This is a genomic window from Micromonospora sp. LOL_014, assembly GCF_048060245.1.
GTDB lineage: Bacteria > Actinomycetota > Actinomycetes > Mycobacteriales > Micromonosporaceae > Micromonospora_E.
Map to the genome: position 1 here is coordinate 70,067 of NZ_JBHMIP010000021.1, position 19,258 is coordinate 89,324.

Here is a 19,258-nt window from a genome sequence, read left to right on the forward strand (position 1 = left end):
GGCTCGGGTCGGCGGGCATGCCGCGGAGTTGTAACGTTCAAGTCAGCCATTGACGCACATGTAACTGACTCCTAACCTACGTTCACAAGCGCTTCCTCTGGCCCCCAAACACATCGTTACGCACCTGGTGGTCGGCTCAGATCCGGAGGTTTCTGATGGCAAGATTGAAACGATTCACCAAGTCGCTGGCCATCGCTGCTGCCCTCTCGCTGGTCGCCACCGGCACCGTCGCCTGCGGTGCCGACACCGAGTCGGGCGAGGTCGCGCTGCGCTACTCCTGGTGGGGCAACGCCGAGCGGGCCGACCTGATGCAGCAGGCGATCGACCTGTTCGAGGAGCAGAACCCGGGCATCACCGTGACGCCGAGCTTCCAGGAATACGAGGCGTACTGGCAGAAGCTGACCACCGAGACCGCCGGCGGCAACATGCCGGACGTCCTGCAGATGGACTTCTCCTACCTGCGCGAGTACGCCGACCGGGGAGTGCTTGGCGGTCTCGACGAGCACGTCGGCACCGACCTCGTCCTCGACGACCTGCTGGCCGGATTCGACGGCGCCGGCGCGGTCGACGACACGCTGTACGCGGTCCCGGTCGGCGGCAACACCTGGAGCATGTTCTACAACCCGGCGCTGTTCGAGCAGGCCGGGGTGCCCGCGCCGGTGATCGGCTGGACCTGGGAGGACTACCACTCCGCGATGGCCACCATCAAGGCCGAGACCGGCACCTACGGCGGCGGCAACTACACCGGGGTAATCTACAACCTTGAGGCGCAGCTGCGTCAGGAGGGCGGGGCGTTGTTCACCGAGGACGGCCGCCTCGGCTTCAGCAAGGAACGGCTGGCGCGGTTCTGGCAGCAGGGCATGGACCTGATCGAGCAGGACGTGGTCCTGCCGGTGGAGACCGCCGTCCAGATCAAACCGGCCTCCCTGTGGGTCGACGACCTGGCCGCCTCCGACCTCAGCTGGGACAACTTCCTCACCCGGTACGCTGGCGAGACCGACACCGAGATCAGGCTGGGCCCGGTGCCCAGCAACAACCCGGGACAGCTCGGGCAGTACCTCAAACCGGCGATGCTGCTGAGCACGTCGGCCGGCACCGAGCACCCGGCAGCGGCTGCCAGACTGATCTCCTTCATGATCAACGACCCGGAGGTGGGTCGGATCTTCGGCGGCAACCGTGGCCTGCCAGCCACCAACGCCCAGCGGGACGCGGCCGAACTCGACGGGCCGCTGGCTGCTGTGGCCGCCTACGAGGAGACCATCGCCGATCAGCTCACCCAGGCACCACCGGCGCCTCCGCGCGGTGCCGGCAGCATCGAGGCAGCGTTCATCCGGATCAGCGAGGAACTGCACTACGGGCGGATCGGCGTGGCAGAGGCGGCCGACCAGCTCTTCGCCGAAGCCGAGGAAATCCTCGAGCCCTGATCCGTACGCGGTGACCAGCCCGAGGGTTCCGATGACAAGCTCCACCGTCGGCTCCGCCCGGCCCGCGGCAGCCGGCCGCCGTAGACCGGCGACGCCGCCATCGGGTCGCCGCAACGGCGACCCGGTGGCCGGTTACCTGTTCCTGTCCCCCTGGATCGTCGGCATGCTGCTGCTGACGGTCGGCCCGATGGCGGCCTCGCTGTACCTGTCGTTCACCGACTACAACCTGTTCACCACGCCGGGATGGGTCGGGCTGGACAACTACCGCCGGCTCTTCGACGACGACCGGTGGCTGCAGTCGGTCCGGGTCACCGCTGGGTACGTGCTGCTCGCCGTACCGTTGAAGCTCGCCGCGGCGCTGGCGGTGGCGATGCTGCTCAACCAGCGCCGCCGCGGCCAGGGCTTCTACCGGGCGGCGTTCTACGGGCCGTCGTTGATCGGCGCCAGCGTCAGCGTCGCCATCGTCTGGAAGGCGCTGTTCAGCGACGACGCGGTGGTCGACCGACTGCTGAGCTCGGTCGGTCTGGGCAGCGGCGGGTGGGTCGGCAATCCCGACTTCTCGCTGCTCATGCTGGTGCTGCTGGCGGCCTGGCAGTTCGGCGCGCCTATGGTGATCTTCCTCGCCGGGCTCAAGCAGGTGCCGGCCGAGCTGTACGAGGCGGCCGAGGTGGACGGCGCCGGCCGGGCGCGTCGATTCTGGTCGGTGACCCTGCCGATGATCTCACCGGTGCTGTTCTTCAACCTGCTGCTGGAGACAATCAACTCGTTCCAGATCTTCACCTCGGCGTACGTCATCGGCGGCCGCAACGGCAGCCCTGCCGGCTCGACCCTGTTCTACACGGTCTACCTCTATGACCGGGGCTTCACCGACTTCCGGATGGGCTACGCCTCGGCGATGGCTTGGATGCTACTGCTCGGCGTGGGGCTGGTGACCGCGATGCTGTTCCGAACCGCCCGTGGCTGGGTCCACTATTCGGGAGACGACCGATGACCCCCGCGTCTCGGGCGGCGGGTGCCGCCACCCGGCGGCGTCGCCTCGGCAGCGTCGGCTGGCATCTGGCGGCGGTGGCGCTGCTGGCGGTGATCCTCTACCCGGTAGTCTGGGTCGTCTCCGCCTCGTTCAAACCGTCCGGGTCGATCGTCGGCAGCCTGGAACTGTTTCCCCAGGAGCCGACGCTGGGCAACTACCAGCGGGCGGCCGAGGGCATGGCCGGTATCAGCGTGCTGCGGTTCTTCTGGAACTCGGCGGTGCTGGCGGTGCTCGCCGTGGTCGGGACGGTGGCGTCGTCGGCCCTGGCCGGCTACGCCTTCGCCCGGCTACGGTTCCATGGCCGTACCGTCCTGTTCGTACTGATGATCTCGACCCTGCTGCTGCCGTTCCACGTGCTGATCGTCCCGCAGTACGCGGTCTTCCAGAAACTCGCTCTGGTCGACACCTACGTGCCGCTGCTGGCCGGCAAGTTCCTCGCCGCCGAGGCGTTCTTCGTCTTCTTGATGGTCCAGTTCATGCGCGGCATCCCGCATGAACTGGACGAGTCGGCCCGGATCGACGGCGCTGGGCCGTGGGGCATCTTCTGGCACGTGGTGCTGCCGTTGTCCCGGCCGGCAATGGTCACCACGGCCATCTTCACCTTCATCTGGACCTGGAACGACTTCCTCGCCCCGCTCATCTACCTCAGCACCCCCGACAAGTACCCGTTGCCGTTGGCGCTGCAGCTCTACATCGATCAGACCACGCTGTCCGACTACGGTGCGTTGATGGCCATGTCGATGCTCGCGCTGCTGCCGGTCATCGGGTTCTTCCTGTTCTTCCAGCGTCTGCTGGTCGACGGGGTCGCCACCTCGGGGTTGAAGGGGTGAGCGCCACCGGCCGCGACGACCTCGCCACCGCCGCCGGAGCCGGTGTGCGTAACGCCCGCTTCGCGTTGTTCGGTGAGACCCTGCTGGTCGGAGTGCTGGTGCTGGTCAGCTTGCTGCCGCTGGTCACGCTGCTGGCCGCGCTGGCCGCCGGGTGCGCGCAGCTGCGGGCGTACATCGACGACACCGGCAGCACCCGGCTCGGTGCCTTCGGCGTACGGTTGAGGGCCGCGCTGCCCGGCAGCTGGCCATGGTCGCTCGCGGCGGTCGGGGCCGGGCTGCTGCTGTACTTCGACGCGGCGGTGGTACGCACCGGCCAGTTGCCCGTCGGTGAGCTGGTCGCGGCGGCCTGCCTGCTCACCGCGGTCGGCCTGGGCGCCCTACTGTTGCGGGCCGCCGCTGGCTGGCACCCGGGCGCAGCCTGGCCGGCGCTGCTGCGCGCCGCGGCGCGCACGCTGCGGACCGACCCGGGCGGTACGGTGCTGCTGACGCTCGCCCTCACCGGTCTGGTCCTGGTCACCTGGCAGCTGGTCCCGCTGGTGGTGCCGATGACCGGCTGTGTACTGCTCGCCGCGGTCGCGGTGCACCGCCGTCAGGCGGCACCGGCTGGACCCGACTGACCCTCCGGTCCCGTCGGATGGACAGCTGACGGTCAGTCGTGCAGCTGGGCGAGGTGCCGCATCTTGTTCATCGCGTCCAGCGCGGCGACCTTGTACGCCTCGGCAAGGGTCGGATAGTTGAACACGGCGTCGACGAAGTAGTCGACGGTACCGTTGCAGCCCATCACCGCCTGCCCGATGTGCACCAGTTCGGTGGCCCCGGTGCCGAAGATGTGCACGCCGAGCAGTTGCCGGCTGTCCGGGGCGACCAGTAGCTTGAGCATCCCGTACGAGTCGCCGACGATCTGCCCGCGGGCGAGCTCCCGGTAGCGGGCGACCCCCACCTCGAAGGGCACCCGGTTGTCGGTGAGCTGGTCCTCGGTGCTGCCGATGAAGCTGATCTCCGGGATCGTGTAGATGCCGATCGGTTGTAGCTGTGGCATGCCACGGGCTGGTTCACCGCAGGCGTGGTGGGCGGCGAGCCGGCCCTGCTCCATCGAGGTGGAGGCCAGGGCGGGAAAACCGATGATGTCTCCGACCGCGTAGATGTGCCCGGCCGTGGTCTGGAAGTTCTCGTTGACCTGAATCCGGCCCCGGGCGTCGGCGGTCAGGCCGGCCCGCTCCAGATCAAGGTCACCCGCAACGCCCTGGCGCCCGGCGGAGTACATCACGGTGTCGGCGGCGATCCGCTTGCCGCTCTCCAGCACCGCGACCGCCCCGCGCTGGTGGCGCTGCACCGACGCCACCTCCTCGCCGAAACGGAAGGTGACAGCGAGGTCACGCAGGTGATACTTGAGCGCTTCGACGATTTCCAGGTCGCAGAATTCGAGCATCCGGTCCCGCCGCTCCACCACGGTGACCTCGGTGCCGAGCGCGGCGAACATCGAGGCGTACTCGATGCCGATCACCCCGGCTCCGATCACCAGCATCGACTGCGGCACCTGTTCGAGGTTGATGATGCCGTCCGAGTCGATGATGGTCCGCTCGTCGAAGTCGACGCTGGCCGGGCGGGCCGGGCGGGTACCGGCCGCGATCACGATCTTCTCGGCGGTGACCTTGTTTCCGTGGCCGGTCGCATCGGTCACCACCACGGTGTGCGCGTCATCGAACCGTGCCGTGCCGGTCATGATCCGTACCCGGTTGCGGGTCAACTGGCTGCGGGTCACGTCGATTTCGCGCCCGATCACGTGCTGGGTCCGGGCAGTTAGGTCACTGACCGTGATGTGATCCTTGACCCGGTAGCTCTGACCGTAGACCTCGCGCTGGTTGAGGCCGGTCAGGTAGAGGACGGCCTCGCGCAGGGTCTTGGAGGGGATGGTGCCGGTGTTGATGCACACGCCGCCGAGCATGTGCGCGCGCTCGACGACCATGATGCTCCGGTCGAGCTTCGCCGCGGCGATCGCCGCCTTCTGTCCACTGGGGCCGGATCCGATCACGAGCACGTCGACGTCATACACCGACCCAGTGTGACAGGCCCGGGTTTCCGGATGCTTACGACCACCCCTGTCCGTCCGGACGACCTGGGGCGATAGACGGGTTGCCTTCCGCAGCGAAAAGCTTACTATGGGGCAGCACATGAAGGCAACGTGTATGAATATATGATGGCACAGGCGTTGATGTCCGCTATGCCGTAAGCCACCGCTTCCCTCTCCAGTCGGAGCTCCGCCCGCCCAGTCGGACCTGAGAGGCACTACCGTGAGCCACCCCTACCGCACCTCTGCTGACCACTCCGGATTCTCCCCCTCCCGCCGCTCCCGCCGCCGGCCCGTCTGGCTGTGGATCACCGCGCCGGTCCTGCTGGCCGTCCTGGTCATCGGGATCGGCGCGCTGACCAGGGGCGAGCAGTCGCAGGCGACGCCGACGCCGACAATCGACGAGAGCACGTCGCAGACCCCACCGGCCGACACCGAAGGCTGGCAGGCGTGCCAGGACCTACGTGAGATCAGCGCGGCCGAGCTCGACCACGACGTCAATCGGGAGATCGGCCGGCAGGCACAGGCGTCGACCGACGCCACGCTGGCCGCCCGTGGAAAGGACCTGGTGGACGCCGCCCGGGCCGCCGCCGACCAGGAGCCGATCGAGGGGAACCTGACGATCTCGGCCGCGCAGGTCGACCTGCGCGAGGCCTGCGACCGGGTGTTCGGCCCGGCCTGACCCGACGGACAGGTGCCGGCCAGCCGGGGGCTAGCCGGCCGGGGCCGGCCGTCGCCACGTGTCGAAGGCGATTCGCACCGCCTGTTCCACCGCCGCGATGCCGGCATCCAGCGAGTCGTGGTGGTCGGACAGCACCGCCACCAGCCAGTCGTGGTCGTCCTCGACGATCCGCCCGATGCTGTTGACCAGCCAGCGTCCGTCATGATCGTCGACGGTGTCCCAGCCGTTCTTCACCCAGGTACGGGAGCCGGTCGTACCGGCACCGACCGGCACCCCCCACCGCTGTCCATCGACCACCCGACGCATCAGGTCCAGCACCAGGCCCCGCTCCGCCGGTCGCAGCGGGCTCTCCTCGTCGACCAGCACTCGAAGCAGCCGGACCTGGTCGGCTGAGGTGGTGACAGTCGTTCCCCAGGCCGACCTCGGTCGGGTCCGGGTCAGGCCCAGCTCGGTGTTGACCCGGTCCAGTCCGGAGACGCCGCCGATGGCGGCGAAGAGTTCACTGGCCGCCGCGTTGTCACTGGCTGTGATCATGGCCTCGGCCCGGTCGCGTTGCACGGCGGTCAACGGGATCCCGCCCCGGTCCAGCAGCAGGGCAGTGAGAATCTCCACCTTGACGATGCTCGCCGTCTGAAACTGGAGCTCGTCACCGGTACGGAACCCGGCCCCGGTGCCGCGCTCGACAGCCGCGAAGCTGAACTGGCCGGGCAGGCCGGCGGCGTACTCGCGTACCTGTCGGGCCGCCAGCGCCGCCCGGCGGCGCTGCTCCACCACGACGTCCGGGGTCGGCACCGCAGAGGTCGGCACGGCCACTACCGTACCCGGCCCGCCAGCGGCTACCCGACCGCCGGTCACCGGCAAACCGGCGGCAGCCCGCCACCCATAGCCGAGGCCACCTGCGGCGAGCAGGCCGGACAGGCCGAAGCCGAGCAGTGACCGACGAGATGTTCCGCCACGGGAGTCGGCGCGTCGGCCGGACGTCGCGGTTCGCCGGGCAGGGTGCCGGGAGTTCCCGGACCGGCCGGACCGATCCGCGAGGCGACCACTAACCGGGCCTTCTCCGATGATCACGTGGGCCCCCAGATCCGGTGCTGTCCGCTCTACCACCGGTGGTACGGGCATCGCACGGCGGACGTTCAAATCGACGGCTCAACGGAGGGCGTGTCCGGGTGCGACCGGGGGCAACGCATAAGGTGGCGGGCATCCTCCCTAAGACGGACAAGGCGGATCGACGATGGCGGACACGGCTGCGGTTGGCACGCTCGGCGCTGGCGACCATGCCTGTCTCACCTTCTCCGACCAGGAGGAGCGACTGGACCTGGTGGCGGCCTTCGTTCGTCGCGGGCTGCGGGCCGGGCAGAAGGTGGTCTGCTGGACCGACTCGGTGAGCCCGGACGAGCTCGCCGGTGAGCTGCACGACCGCGCGGTACGGCCTGGATCGGCCCTGCGCCGGGGCCAGCTGCGCATCGTCTCGGCCACCGAGTCGCTGCTCGGCGGGGCAACCGCCGACGCCGGGGCGATGGTGCGGACACTCGCGCGGGAGGCGCGCCAGGCCAGCGACGAGGGGTACGCCGGCCTCCGGGTGACCGCCGACATGTGCTGGGCGACCCGCCCGGCCGCCGCAGCCGATCAACTGGTCGAGTTCGAGACGCTGGTCGCCGACCTGTTCGCACACGGCCAGCTCTGTCTGATCTGCCAGTACGACCGGGAGCGGTTTGACGCCGTCACGCTGGCGTTCGCCGCCCGGGCCCATCCCCGGACCGTCGCCGCTCAGGTCTACCTGGAGCATCCGCTGCTGCGGGTCTGCCGGCAGTACAGCCCGGCCGGCCTGCGCATCGCCGGTGAGCTGGACTACCGGCACAAGGATGTGCTCGAGTTGGCGCTGGCCGAGTCGGTACGGATCGACCGCCACCTGCACATCAACCTGACCGGGCTGGAATACATCGACGGAGCCTGCGCCGGGATCATCCTGGCTGCCGCTCGGGCGTTGCCGGGATCGCGCCGAATGACGGTATCCTGCCGCCGGCTGGTCGGTACCGTGCTGTCCCTGGTCGGCGCGGATGACGTGGCTCAACTGCGGGTACAGAGACGCCATGAGCAGCCCTGATCCCACCTCGCTCGGCATCGGGGGACGGCCGACGGGCACTCCGTCCCCGGCCGGTGCCGTTGACCAGCCGTTCGACCGGGACGGTCTGTACGGCCTGCGGGCTACGCTCAGCGCACACGCTCCCGGGCTGGGCATCTCGGCCGAGCAGACCGAGCATCTGCTCATCGTTGCCGGGGAGCTCGCCACCAACGCGTTACGCCACGGCGGCGGCAGTGGCCGGCTCCGGTTTTGGCGCCGCGACGACATCCTGTACTGCCAGGTCAGCGACGGTGGACCGGGAATGCGTGACCCGCAGGTGGGAACCGTTCCGCCGGACCAGGCGCGGGCCGGTGGTCGGGGGATCTGGATCTGCCGGCAACTCTGCACGGAGTTGATCATCGATCGTGTCGAACCGGGGCCGGGGGCGGTGGTTACCGCAGTGATCAGCCTGGCCCGGCCGGCCGGTGACCGACGATCCGGGGCGCTGATGCTGGTGTCAGAGGGCCAGGACCGCGACCACGGCGAGGTAGCCGCCGAACAACAGGGTGCCTTCGAAGCCCAACCGACCCCAGCCGCGGACCTGCCGGGCCAGCAGCCCACCGAGCAGCACCGTGGTCATCAGTAGCGCGGCAGAGGTGAGGAACAGTTCGTCCGGACCGGCCGCGTGGTAGATCGACCCGGGGCGGTAGAAGACATCAGCGACCACCAGGTTGAGCGCGTCGAGGCAGTTGCCGCCGAGGACGGCCGCGACCGCGAGGGTCACCGCCCCGCGCCGTACCGCCGCGATCGCGGTGATCGTCTCCGGCAACGCGTTGACCAGGCCCATGAGCACCCCGCCGACGAATCCGGCCCGTAGCCCGGTCGCCTGCACCAGGCTCTCGGCGGCGAGTGCGGTCAGCCAGCCGCTGGCGGCGACGGCCAGCCCGACGAGAGCGAACCGCACCCACAGCCGACGCAGTGGACGGTCGTCGAGGGGACCGTGACTCTGCGGCAGATCCCGGCGGGTCTCGTTGGTGTCGACGGCTTGCCAGTAGGGCGTAACGTCGGTGGAGTGGACGATCATGACGCCGCCGAGGTAGCAGCCGATCATGATCATCGAGACCGGGTGGACGCCCGCCACCGCGCCGTCCGGGGTGTAGGTGGCCAGCAGCGCCAGGGCCAGCAGCGCCAGCAGCAGGCAGCCGAAGAGCAAATTGGACAGCGAAGCGGCGGCGTGTTCGAGGTTGACCCGCCGGTAGAACAGGTCGGCCACCGCGATTGCGGTGGTCTGCGCAGCGATGCCGCCGACGGCGTTGCTGTAGGCCAGTTGCGGAGCGTCACTAGCCGCGGTCACCGCAGTCATCACGATCCCGGACAGCGACGTCGCCAGACCAAAGAAGACCGCACCGAAGACCGCTTCTCCCCAGCCAGTCCGGTCGGCGAGCGCGTCACCCACGGCGACGAGCCGGATCCCAGCCGCCACCGTTACCACTCCGGCGATCGCGAACGCGGCTATCGACCAGGAGACAGGCCAGTCCGCCGTCACCAGGAAATCCGGCATAGACGCATTTTTTCACATGTCCCGCAGTCGCGTGCGATAACCGGACCACGCCGACAACCGCCCACGACAACCCGCCACGATAGATCAGGATAAACTGAACACCTGCCATTATATCCACACTGGATGCCCCGAATGCCGGTACCGGCAGGGCACGGTCCGTCAACCGAGAACCGAGAGGAATGTACGTGGTATTCAAGAAGATGCTGGGCGCTCTTGGAATCGGCGCTCCCAGCGTCGACACGGTGCTACAGAACCCCAACGCCCGGCCGGGCCTTGCCCTCACCGGGCAGGTGAACATCACTGGCGGCAGCCACGACGTGCAGCTGGACCAGATCACGGTCAGCTTGGTCACCCGGGTTGAGGTGGAGGCCGGCGGCGAGGACCACAACGCCCTGGCCGAGTTCCACCGGTTCCCTGTGTCCGGCGGCATCCACCTGCGCGAAGGCCAGCAGTTGTCGTTGCCCTTCCAGTTCCCGGTGCCGTGGGAGACCCCGGTGACCGACCTCTACGGGCAGCGCCTGCACGGCATGACCATGGGTCTGCGGACCGAGGTCGCCATCCCGGGGGCGATCGACCGAGGCGACCTCGATGCGGTGCACATCTACCCGCTGCCGTTGCAGGAGCGCATCCTGGAGGCGTTCGCCCGGCTTGGCTTCGCCTTCAAGGGCGCCGACCTGGAGTACGGGCGGCTACACGGCGTGCCCCAGACCCTGCCGTTCTACCAGGAAATCGAGTACTACGCCGCACCCCAGTACGCCGGCGGCATCAATGAGGTCGAGCTGACCTTCGTGGCCAGCGAGTACGGCATCGACGTCGTGCTGGAGTTCGACAAGCGCGGTGGTCTTTTCCGGCCGGGGCACGACTCGTACGGCCGCTACCGGGTCAGTCACACAGACGCCGACCAGGTGGACTGGACCGCCCAGGTCGACACCTGGGTCCGCCAGGCCCTCTCCCAGCGCCAGTCGCTGATCGGCGGGTACGGCGCGCCCGGTGGGCATTACGGCGGGCACCATGGCGGGTCGGGAATGGGTGGGGCCGTCGCCGGCGCGGTCGGTGGCGCCGCGCTCGGCTTCGCCGGCGGGATGATCGCCGGCGAGGTCTTCGACTCGTTCGGCGGGGACGACGACTCGGGTGAAGAGTTCGAGGAGGAGTGACCATCAGCCGGGCGTTGGTGCCCCGGTCGGGGCACCAACGCCCGGCGACGCGGCGTCGCTACCAGGTCACCGCGGTACCCGGCACACAATCGAGAGAGATCCGACCCGCGCCGACGTTATCCACTGCGGACACTCACCACCGATGGGTTCGGCAGTTCGACTGGGTCATTCGACAGCTGACGTTGCAATGCTGAGCGATATAGACGTAGGTTGAGGTCAGCCGACCGACGTACAAGGCCAACCCGTTCCGAGCGGCGGCATTCGGTACGACCGGCGAGGGTGACGACTTTGCGTATCCGGGTCCTCGGTCAGATCCCCGGGCGGTGAAACCGGCCGGGCAACGCCCGAACCGGCACCGGCCCAGCTGCCAGCCGACATCCCCGACTTCACCGGCCGGATCACCGAGTTGGCCGAGCTCGACCAACTGCTCGACGACGCCCACGGGTGGACCGACGACGTGGACCGGTCGCCGGTGGTGACCATCGCCGCAGTGTCCGGCACCGCCGGCGTCGGCAAGACCGCGCTCGCCGTCCGCTGGGCGCACCGGATCCGGCACCGGTTCCCCGACGGCCAGCTCTACGTCGATCTGCAGGGCTACGACGCCGAGCAGCCCGTCTCCCCGGGCCAGGCCCTCGCCGGCTTCCTGCGGGTAGCCGCGGAACTGGCGGCCACCCGCCCCACCGCGCCACTGGTCGAACTGGTCCGCGGACTCGCCGATCAGCACCGGCGCCTCGATCTGCTCGACGCGGGTGGCGACCGGCGCACCGGCGTACGCGCGGTGTTCTCCTGGTCCTACCTGCATCTGCCGGCCGACGCCGCCCGCGCGTTCCGGCTGCTGGGGCTGCATCCCGGGCCTGGGCCTGGCCACCGCTACGGGATGCACGACCTGCTCCGAGCGTACGCCGTGGACCTCGCCGGCCGGCAGGATTCACCGGTCGACCGGCACCAGGCGATGACCGTCCTGTTCGACCACTACCTGCACACCGCCGCAGCCGCCATGGATTACTCTTCCCCGCCGAGCGACACCGGCGGCCGGCGGCGACCGGCCCGAGCGTCGCGGCGCGGCCGCTGCCCGACGCCGTCGCGGCCCGGACCTGGCTGGAGCAGGAGCGGGCCAACCGCCGACCGACTCGAACTGGTTCTGGACCGGCGGGCTGCTGGACACCGACCGGGTCACCGGGGATCCCCGGACCGTCCTGAACCAGTCGTTGTCCGGCGCGGTGACCCGGGTGCTGGACGAACCGCGGCCTGGTCTGCCGTGGCTGGTGATCGCGGTGCTGGTCGGCGCGGCCGGGATGACCGTCGCGGTCCGCTGCGCGCGGGCCGGCGACGAACTGCTGGCGGTGCTCGCCTGCGCGGCCACCGGGCTGCTGGTCTCCCCTGTCTCCTGGCACCACCACTGGGTGTGGTGGGTGCCGGCGCTGCTGGTCCTCGGCGGTGACCAACGGTGGTGCGGCCGCAGGTCGACGATCCTCACTGCCGCCGCCGGCTGGCTGGTCCTGGCGGGCAGCACGAGCTGGGTACTGGCCAGTCCGGGCGGGTGGGACCTGCACTTCTCCGGGCTCGGGCTGATCTACAGCAACCTGTACGTGCTGCTGGCGCTCGGTGGGCTCGGGCTGCTCGGTAGGCGGGTACGGCCGGGCCGGACCGGGCCCCGGCGGCGGGCGGCGGCAGCGGTGTGGCCGGTCGAGGCGGCTGCGCCGGTTATCTGCCCGATGGCACCGAGACCTGGTCGGCCAGCGAGATCGAGGCGTCGGTAGCGCACAGCGCCCGCCGGGTCGCCCAGCTCACCAGCAGCGTTGCCGGTGCCGCCGACGGCCCACTGCCGGCGGACGCTGCCGCCGCGATCCGGGCCTGGTACGACCGCCGGCTGGCCGCCACCCAGCTGGGCTGATAACCGGTCGGGTCGGTGATTGGCCGACGGCACCGGATCGGCCGCCGGTGGTCAGCCGCGTTCTAGCAGGTGACCGATGACCTGCGGGGCCAGCATCACCGGGGTGCCCGAACTGTCCCGGCGCGGATCGAGCTGCGGCAACGCCACCGACTCCCCGGACGGGGTGGCACCGACCGGTCGGGAACCCACCCAGGCCAGCTCCAGCCCCGACTCGCCCTTGAGGAACCGCTGCACCCGGACCCCACCGGTGGCCCGGCCCTTCGCGGGATACTCGGCGAACGGCGTGACCTTGACGTGATGCCCGGTGGAGGTGACCACCATCGGCTCTCCGTGCACCGGGTCGTCGGTCCGTACGGCGGCGAAGAACAGCACCCGGGCATCGGCCGCGAGGTTGATCCCGGCCATGCCGCCGCCCTTGAGCCCTTGCGGACGGACCAGCTTCGCGGCGAACCGCAGCAGCGAGGCGTCAGTGGTGACGAACACCAGGCTCTCGGTGCCGTCGGTCAGCCAACTGGCTCCGACGACCTCGTCGCCGTCGCGCAGACCGATCACCTCGAACTCGTCCGCGCGTACCGGCCAGTCCGGCGCGCAGACCTTCACCACGCCGTGGCGGGTGCCCAGCGCGAGTCCCGGCGCGTCCCGTTGGGTGGCCGGGGCCAGGCCGACAACCTGCTCACCCGTGCCCAACGGCAGCAGTTCGGCGACCGGCATGCCGCCGGACAGCGACACCGTTCCGGAACGCTGCGGCAGCACCGGCAACGGCAGAACATCGGTACGGACCGCCCGGCCGGTGCTGGTGATCAGCAGCACCTGGCCACGGGCAGTGGCCGGCACCACGGCCTGCACCGCGTCGTGCCGGGCCCGGCTGTTGCGCCGGGCATCCTCGACCGACTCCTCGCTCTCGGCGACGGTGCGGGCGACCAGCCCGGTGGCGGACAGGATGACCTGGCAGGGGTCGTCGGCGACCTCCAGCGGACCGGCCGGGACCGAGGCGGCCAGCACTTCCTTGAGGTCGCCGTCGACGAGAGTGGTCCGCCGGGGGGTGGCGAACTGCTTGGCCACCTTGGCCAGCTCGTCGGAGACCAGCTTCCGCAGCGCCGCGGGGTCGTCGAGGATCCGCGACAGCTCGGCGATCTCGCTACGCAGCCGGTCCTGCTCGGCCTCGAGCTCGATCCGGTCGAACCGGGTCAGCCGGCGCAGCGGGGTGTCCAGGATGTAGCCGGCCTGCACGGCGGTCAGCCCGAACTCGGCCATCAGCGCGTCCCGCGCCGCCTGCGCGTCGTCGCTGCCCCGGATCAGCCGCACCACCCGGTCGATGTCGAGCAGGGCGATCAGCAGACCGTCGACCAGATGCAGTCGATCCTGGCGGCGGCTCCGTCGGTAGAGGCTGCGTCGGGTGACGACGTCGTACCGGTGAGCAAGGAAGGCTTCCAGTAGCTCCTTCAGCCCGAGCGTACGTGGCTGCCCGTCGACCAGCACCAGGTTGTTGACGCCGAACGACTGCTCCATCGGGGTCAGCCGGTAGAGATCGGCGAGCAGAGCCTGCGGGTTGACCCCGATCTTGCATTCGATGACCAGGCGGGTGCCGTTCTCCCGGTCGGTCAGGTCCTTGACGTCGGCGATGCCCTGCAACCGTTTGGTCTTGTTGACCTCTTCGGTGATCTTCTCGATGATCCGCTCGGTACCGACCCCGTAAGGCAGCTCGGTCACCGTGATCGCCTGCCGCCCACGGCTGCCCTCGAGCAGGCCGATCTGCACCTTGGCGCGCATCCGCACCACCCCTCGCCCGGTGGCGAACGCACGGCGCACCTCGTCGAGTCCGAGCAGCAAGCCACCGGTCGGCAGATCCGGGCCGGGAACGAACTCCATCAGCTTGTCGAGGCTCGCGTCGGGATGGCGGATCAGCCAGCGGGTGGCCGCGACGACCTCACTGAGATTGTGCGGGATCATGTTGGTCGCCATCCCGACGGCGATTCCGGACGCGCCGTTGACCAGCAGGTTCGGGAAGGCTGCCGGCAACACCTTCGGCTCGGTCAACGAGCCGTCATAGTTGGGCTTGAAGTCGACGGTCTCCTCGTCGAGTTCGCCGACGAGCAGCATCGCCGGGCGGGACATCCGCGCCTCGGTGTAGCGGCTGGCCGCCGGACCGTCGTCGGGGGAGCCGAAGTTGCCGTGCCCGTCGACCAGCGGCACGTTGAGCGAGAAGTGCTGCGCCATCCGGACCATCGCGTCGTAGATCGCAGTGTCGCCGTGCGGGTGGAACTTGCCCATCACGTCGCCCACCACCCGAGCCGACTTGACGTAGCCCCGGTCCGGACGGTGCCCCTGCTCGCTCATCGAGTAGAGGATCCGTCGGTGCACCGGTTTGAGCCCGTCCCTGGCGTCGGGCAGGGCTCGGGCATAGATGACCGAGTAGGCGTACTCCAGGTAGGAGTCCTGGATCTCGGTCTCCAGCGGGTTGTCCAGGATCCGGGCGCCGGCCTGGTCGAACGCGGACAGGTCGACCCCGGACTGCTTGCTCTTGCTGCGTGCCATCTCTACGTTCCCAGCGCTTCCTCGATCGAGCGGGTCATGCTCAGGCGTCGATACTCTCCTGGTCGACCCGGCCGGCCGAGTCGATCAGCCAGTTGCGGCGCGGCTCGACCTTCTCCCCCATCAGCAACTCCAGGGTGCGGTCGGCGACCTCCACGTCGGCCAGGGTGATCCGGCGTACCGAGCGAGTCGCCGGGTTCATGGTGGTCTCCCACAATTCGTCGGCGTCCATCTCGCCGAGGCCCTTGAACCGGGGCACCGGGGTGACGACCTGTCGCCCGGCCCGCTCGATGCGCCGTACGGTCTGCTCCATCTCGGCCTCGGTGAAGGTGAAGATGGTCTCCGCGTTGCGGCCCTTGGTGGTGATCTTGTGGAGCGGAGGCATCGCCGCGTACAGCCGGCCGGCCTCGATCACCGGGCGCAGATACTTGGCGAACAGGGTGATCAGCAGGGTCCGGATGTGCGAGCCGTCCACGTCCGCGTCGGCCATCAGGATCACCCGGCCGTACCGCATGGCGGCCAGGTCGAAGGTACGCCCGGTGCCGGCCCCGAGGACCTGGACGATCGCCGCAACCTCGGCGTTGCGCAACGTGTCGGCCAGGTTGGCCTTCTGCACGTTGAGGATCTTGCCCCGGATCGGCAGCAGTGCCTGGTACTCGGCGACGCGGGCCATCCGGGCCGAACCAAGCGCGCTGTCGCCCTCCACGATGAACAACTCGCTGCGTTGCAGGCCGGTCGACCGGCAGTCGACCAGCTTCGGCGGCATGGACGCCCCTTCCAGGGCGGTCTTGCGCCGAGCGGCGTCCTTCTGCTGCTTCTGAGTGAGCCGGACCCGGGCCGCGTCGACAACCTTCTGCAGCACGGTCCGGGCCTCGGTACGGGTTCGACGATCCTCCACCCAGGACTTGATGTGCCGCTCCACCACCGTCTGGACCACCCGGGTGATGCCCGCGGTGGAAAGCTCGTCCTTGGTCTGCGAGGTGAACTGGGGCTCCGGTATCCGCACGTGCACCACGGCCGTCATGCCTTCGAGGACGTCGTCGACGGTCGGCGGATCCTCCTTGGGTTTTAGCAGGCCACGGCTGTTGCGCACCGCGTCCACGACGGCCCGGGTCACCCCGCGTTCGAAACCCCGCCGGTGGGTGCCGCCGTGCAGGTTACGGATGGTGTTCGTGAAGCATTCCACGGTCCGCTCGTAACCGGTGCCCCAGCCGAGGGCGACCTCCACCTCGGCCCGGCGCTCCACGTCCGACTGCATCACCCCGTTGGCGTCGGCGGCGTTCTCCTTGTAGGTGCCGGTGCCGGTGATGAACAGCGTACCGCTGACCGGTCGGTCCCCGGTCGGGGTGAGGAACTCCACCATCTCAACCAGGCCCCGGGGATGGTGGTACACCTCCTCGGCCAGCTCGCCAGAGGTGGCGTCGCGCAGCACGTAGGTGACCCCGGGTACCAGGAAGGCGGTGTTACGCAGCCTGGTCCGCACGGCCGCCACGTCGAGTGCGGCGCCGGCGTCGAAGTAGCGGGCGTCGTACCAGTAGCGGATGGAGGTGCCGGTGGCCTCGCCGCGCTTCATCCGACCGACCGCCCGCAGCCCCGACTGCCTGGTGAAGCCGGCGACCGGGCCGGGGCCGTCGAAGACCCCCGGGACGCCCCGCTGGAACGACATCTCCGACACCCGGCCGGCCCGCTTGACCCGTACGTCGAACCGTAGCGAGAGCGCGTTCACCGCCGACGCGCCGACCCCGTGCAGGCCGCCGGACGCCTTGTAACCGGAGCCGCCGAACTTGCCGCCGGCGTGCAGCCGGGTCAGCACCAGTTCGACCCCGGACAGCCCGGACCGGGTGTGTACGTCGGTCGGGATGCCCCGGCCGTCGTCGTCGACCTGGACCGAACCGTCGGCGTGCAGAGTCACCTCGACCCGGCTGGCGTGGCCGGCGACGCCCTCGTCGGTGGAGTTGTCGAGGATCTCGTTGAGCAGGTGGCCGACGCCCCGGCTGTCGGTGGAGCCGATGTACATGCCGGGCCGTTTACGGACAGCCTCCAGCCCTTCCAGGTGGGTGAGGTCGTCTGCTCCGTACAGCGTCTCAGATTGTGCAGTCAACGCGTCGAACTCCCGGTGCCGGCCCACGGTGCCCCGCCTCGCCGGTGCACAGGACCGGCCGGCAGGGCAACGACGGTGGCCTGCGAGCCACCGTCCGACGAGCGTAACCGCAGCCACCGACAGCGCCGCGCCGGGCCGGTACCGGGTGTCGCCGGGCCCAGCCGGTCGCACCCCCGCGCTCCCGGTCGCCGCACGCGGGCGGGGCCGGTACGCGGGACGTCCCGCGTACCGGCCCCGCCCTGGGGTGGTTGCCGTCAGCCGGCGCTGCAGGTCGGGGTCATCCCGCTGCCGGTGCCAGTGCCCTGGAAGCCGAACTGAGTCGACTGCCCGGCACCGATCTGGCCGTTCCACGGTGCGTTGCTGAAGCGCACCGTGCCGGTGCTACCGCTGGCCTGAGAGTTCCACGCGTTGGTGACCGCCGCCCCGGACGGCAGGGTCATGGTGACCGTCCAACTGCTCGTCGAGGCGGACCCGGCGGTCACCCGCACGTTCGCCACGAAGCCACCTGACCACTGGTCGAGCGAGATCACCGCGGCTGAGCAGTTGCCATCACCTGGCGGCTGCGAGGGCGGCGGAGCCGTCGTGGGCGGCGGGGCCGTGGTCGGCGGCGGAGCCGTGGTCGGCGGCGGAGCCGTCGTGGGCGGCGGAGCCGTCGTGGGCGGCGGGGTGCCGCCGGCGTTGAGCGCGGAGAGGGTCGAGTGGTACGCCTGCTTCTTGTTGCCGTTGCACTCGAACAGCAGCGGGGTGCCGCCGCTGCGCCACGAGTCGCAGTCCCGGATGCCCCAGGTGGTGATGCCGGTGCAGCGGGACACCGCCAGGCAGTCCTGCACCACGTTGCGGTAGGTGTTGGCCTGGCTGCTGCCGGAGCCTTCGATGTCGAGCTCGGTGATCTGCACGTCGACGCCGAGGGCGGCAAAACTGGACAGCGTGGTGCGGTAGTTCGACGGGTACGGCGAGCCGCTGTTGAAGTGCGACTGCAGGCCGACGCAGTCGATGGGTACGCCGCGCTGCTTGAAGTCGCGGACCAAGTTGTACGCGGCCTGGGTCTTGGCCCAGGACCAGTTGTCGATGTTGTAGTCGTTGTAGCAGAGCTTGGCGCCGGGGTCGGCGGCGCGGGCGGCCCGGAACGCCGCCTCGATCCAGTCGTTGCCGGTGCGCTGCAGGTTGGAGTCGCGCCGGGCACCGCTACCGCCGTCGGCGAAGGCCTCGTTCACCACGTCCCAGGAGTGGATCTTGCCCCGGTAGTAGGAGGCGACCTGGGTGACGTGGTTGAGCATGGCCTGGCGCAGTGGAGCGCCTTCCATCTGCCGCATCCAGCCGGGTTGCTGGGAGTGCCAGGCGAGGGTGTGGCCACGGACGGCCATGCCGCGGGAGATGGCGTGGTTGACGATCCGGTCGCCGTTGCTGAAGTTGAACTGGCCCTGCTGCGGCTCGGTAGCGTCGAGTTTCATCTCGTTCTCGGCGGTGACGCTGTTGAACTCCCGGTTGAGGATGTTCACGTACGTCGAATCGCTGAGCTTGTTGGCCGCGACGGCGGCACCGAAATACCGGCCGGACTGCTCCGCGGCCGCGCCGAGCGTGGACTCGGCGGCGCTGGCGGAGGTTGCGTACAGCAGCGAGGTACCGGCGGCAAGGGCAACCACCGCGGCGGAGGCCAACGCGGCCCGCGGTCCCCTTCTCCTCGGTCTGCTGGCTGATTGATGGGTCATGGCGATGGTTGCCTCTCGGTGCGGAGTGTGGTCGGCGGGTGAACCTCGGCCATACATCGACTTTCATCGAAGTGCTGTTGAGCGATGCTAACGGAAAATTTCCGGTAGCTCAATGACCAAGACCGATACCGGCGGACCCGCTGTTCAACCAGCGGTCCGGAGGACGGCAGCACGGCGTCGGCACCTGATGGCGAGACCAGAGGTACCA

15 protein-coding genes and 1 pseudogene are annotated in these 19,258 nt (G+C 69.6%); 9 read left to right on the forward strand and 7 right to left on the reverse strand.

What is annotated here, in order from left to right; genetic code table 11:
* The first annotated feature begins 155 nt into the window (after positions 1-155).
* Genes ACFHW1_RS18980 through ACFHW1_RS18995 form a run of 4 tightly spaced genes read left to right on the forward strand, consistent with a single transcriptional unit; the run spans position 156 to position 3,901 of the window.
* Positions 156-1,424 carry an ABC transporter substrate-binding protein gene (locus ACFHW1_RS18980; protein WP_416615861.1) on the forward strand — a complete coding sequence of 423 codons (1,269 nt, stop codon included), beginning with the start codon at positions 156-158 and terminating at the stop codon, positions 1,422-1,424.
* Positions 1,425-1,455: 31 nt separating this feature from the next.
* A complete protein-coding gene (locus ACFHW1_RS18985; RefSeq protein WP_416555111.1) occupies positions 1,456-2,415 on the forward strand; it encodes a carbohydrate ABC transporter permease in 960 nt (319 codons plus the stop codon).
* Positions 2,412-3,284 carry a carbohydrate ABC transporter permease gene (locus ACFHW1_RS18990; RefSeq protein ID WP_416555109.1) on the forward strand — a complete coding sequence of 291 codons (873 nt, stop codon included), beginning with the start codon at positions 2,412-2,414 and terminating at the stop codon, positions 3,282-3,284. Before ACFHW1_RS18985 ends, ACFHW1_RS18990 begins: the two co-directional genes overlap by 4 nt.
* Positions 3,281-3,901, forward strand: a complete 621-nt coding sequence (locus ACFHW1_RS18995; RefSeq protein ID WP_416555107.1) for a hypothetical protein — start codon at positions 3,281-3,283, stop codon at positions 3,899-3,901. The genes ACFHW1_RS18990 and ACFHW1_RS18995 overlap by 4 nt, the downstream gene beginning before the upstream one ends.
* A gap of 32 nt (positions 3,902-3,933) precedes the next feature.
* On the opposite strand, the gene sthA is transcribed toward ACFHW1_RS18995, so the two are convergent.
* Entirely contained in the window at positions 3,934-5,337 is a 1,404-nt protein-coding gene (gene sthA / locus ACFHW1_RS19000; RefSeq protein WP_416555105.1) for a Si-specific NAD(P)(+) transhydrogenase, read from the reverse strand.
* A 238-nt stretch (positions 5,338-5,575) separates the two neighbouring features.
* On the opposite strand from sthA, the gene ACFHW1_RS19005 reads away from it, so the two are divergent.
* The gene (locus ACFHW1_RS19005; RefSeq protein WP_416555103.1) at positions 5,576-6,034 is read left to right on the forward strand and encodes a hypothetical protein; all 459 of its coding nucleotides are present in this window, start codon (positions 5,576-5,578) and stop codon (positions 6,032-6,034) included.
* Between the two features lie 30 nt (positions 6,035-6,064).
* Here the strand turns inward: ACFHW1_RS19005 and ACFHW1_RS19010 are convergent, their stop codons facing one another.
* Positions 6,065-6,841 carry a serine hydrolase gene (locus tag ACFHW1_RS19010; RefSeq protein WP_416555101.1) on the reverse strand — a complete coding sequence of 259 codons (777 nt, stop codon included), beginning with the start codon at positions 6,839-6,841 and terminating at the stop codon, positions 6,065-6,067.
* Positions 6,842-7,268: 427 nt separating this feature from the next.
* Here ACFHW1_RS19010 and ACFHW1_RS19015 point away from each other — a divergent pair, with 427 nt between their 5' ends.
* On the forward strand, positions 7,269-8,141 hold the full coding sequence (locus ACFHW1_RS19015) for an MEDS domain-containing protein (protein ID WP_416615863.1): 873 nt from the start codon (positions 7,269-7,271) through the stop codon (positions 8,139-8,141).
* Positions 8,128-8,556 (forward strand): annotated as a pseudogene (locus ACFHW1_RS19020) (ATP-binding protein); the annotation flags it as partial. The gene ACFHW1_RS19015 and the pseudogene ACFHW1_RS19020, both read left to right, overlap by 14 nt.
* A 60-nt stretch (positions 8,557-8,616) precedes the next feature.
* On the opposite strand, the gene ACFHW1_RS19025 reads toward ACFHW1_RS19020, so the two are convergent.
* Positions 8,617-9,660 carry a sodium:calcium antiporter gene (locus ACFHW1_RS19025; protein WP_416568286.1) on the reverse strand — a complete coding sequence of 348 codons (1,044 nt, stop codon included), beginning with the start codon at positions 9,658-9,660 and terminating at the stop codon, positions 8,617-8,619.
* 185 nt (positions 9,661-9,845) lie between these two features.
* Here ACFHW1_RS19025 and ACFHW1_RS19030 point away from each other — a divergent pair, with 185 nt between their 5' ends.
* Entirely contained in the window at positions 9,846-10,814 is a 969-nt protein-coding gene (locus ACFHW1_RS19030; protein ID WP_278168894.1) for a sporulation protein, read from the forward strand.
* 133 nt (positions 10,815-10,947) lie between these two features.
* Here the strand turns inward: ACFHW1_RS19030 and ACFHW1_RS19035 are convergent, their stop codons facing one another.
* On the reverse strand, positions 10,948-11,661 hold the full coding sequence (locus tag ACFHW1_RS19035) for a hypothetical protein (RefSeq protein WP_416568285.1): 714 nt from the start codon (positions 11,659-11,661) through the stop codon (positions 10,948-10,950).
* A 310-nt stretch (positions 11,662-11,971) separates the two neighbouring features.
* Here ACFHW1_RS19035 and ACFHW1_RS19040 point away from each other — a divergent pair, with 310 nt between their 5' ends.
* A complete protein-coding gene (locus ACFHW1_RS19040) occupies positions 11,972-12,574 on the forward strand; it encodes a glycosyltransferase 87 family protein (RefSeq protein WP_416615875.1) in 603 nt (200 codons plus the stop codon).
* A 185-nt stretch (positions 12,575-12,759) separates the two neighbouring features.
* On the opposite strand, the gene ACFHW1_RS19045 is transcribed toward ACFHW1_RS19040, so the two are convergent.
* The 3 genes from ACFHW1_RS19045 to ACFHW1_RS19055 form a co-directional block, all read right to left on the reverse strand.
* A complete protein-coding gene (locus ACFHW1_RS19045; RefSeq protein ID WP_416555093.1) occupies positions 12,760-15,243 on the reverse strand; it encodes a DNA gyrase/topoisomerase IV subunit A in 2,484 nt (827 codons plus the stop codon).
* A gap of 40 nt (positions 15,244-15,283) precedes the next feature.
* The gene (locus tag ACFHW1_RS19050) at positions 15,284-17,341 is read right to left on the reverse strand and encodes a DNA gyrase/topoisomerase IV subunit B (protein ID WP_416555091.1); all 2,058 of its coding nucleotides are present in this window, start codon (positions 17,339-17,341) and stop codon (positions 15,284-15,286) included.
* 254 nt (positions 17,342-17,595) lie between these two features.
* Positions 17,596-19,050, reverse strand: a complete 1,455-nt coding sequence (locus ACFHW1_RS19055; RefSeq protein ID WP_416615865.1) for an endo-1,4-beta-xylanase — start codon at positions 19,048-19,050, stop codon at positions 17,596-17,598.
* Positions 19,051-19,258: the final 208 nt, after the last annotated feature.

Excerpts from the sequence above, each read along its gene's own strand:
- ACFHW1_RS18980 (WP_416615861.1), top strand. The coding sequence starts at position 156 with ATGGCAAGATTGAAACGATTCACCAAGTCGCTGGCCATCGCTGCTGCC.
- ACFHW1_RS19045 (WP_416555093.1), bottom strand. The coding sequence starts at position 15,243 with ATGGCACGCAGCAAGAGCAAGCAGTCCGGGGTCGACCTGTCCGCGTTC.
- ACFHW1_RS19035 (WP_416568285.1), bottom strand. The coding sequence starts at position 11,661 with ATGCAGCCCCAGCAGCCGGAACGCGCGGGCGGCGTCGGCCGGCAGATG.
- ACFHW1_RS19025 (WP_416568286.1), bottom strand. The coding sequence starts at position 9,660 with ATGCCGGATTTCCTGGTGACGGCGGACTGGCCTGTCTCCTGGTCGATA.
- ACFHW1_RS18990 (WP_416555109.1), top strand. The coding sequence starts at position 2,412 with ATGACCCCCGCGTCTCGGGCGGCGGGTGCCGCCACCCGGCGGCGTCGC.
- ACFHW1_RS18985 (WP_416555111.1), top strand. The coding sequence starts at position 1,456 with ATGACAAGCTCCACCGTCGGCTCCGCCCGGCCCGCGGCAGCCGGCCGC.
- ACFHW1_RS19015 (WP_416615863.1), top strand. The coding sequence starts at position 7,269 with ATGGCGGACACGGCTGCGGTTGGCACGCTCGGCGCTGGCGACCATGCC.
- ACFHW1_RS19055 (WP_416615865.1), bottom strand. The coding sequence starts at position 19,050 with ATGACCCATCAATCAGCCAGCAGACCGAGGAGAAGGGGACCGCGGGCC.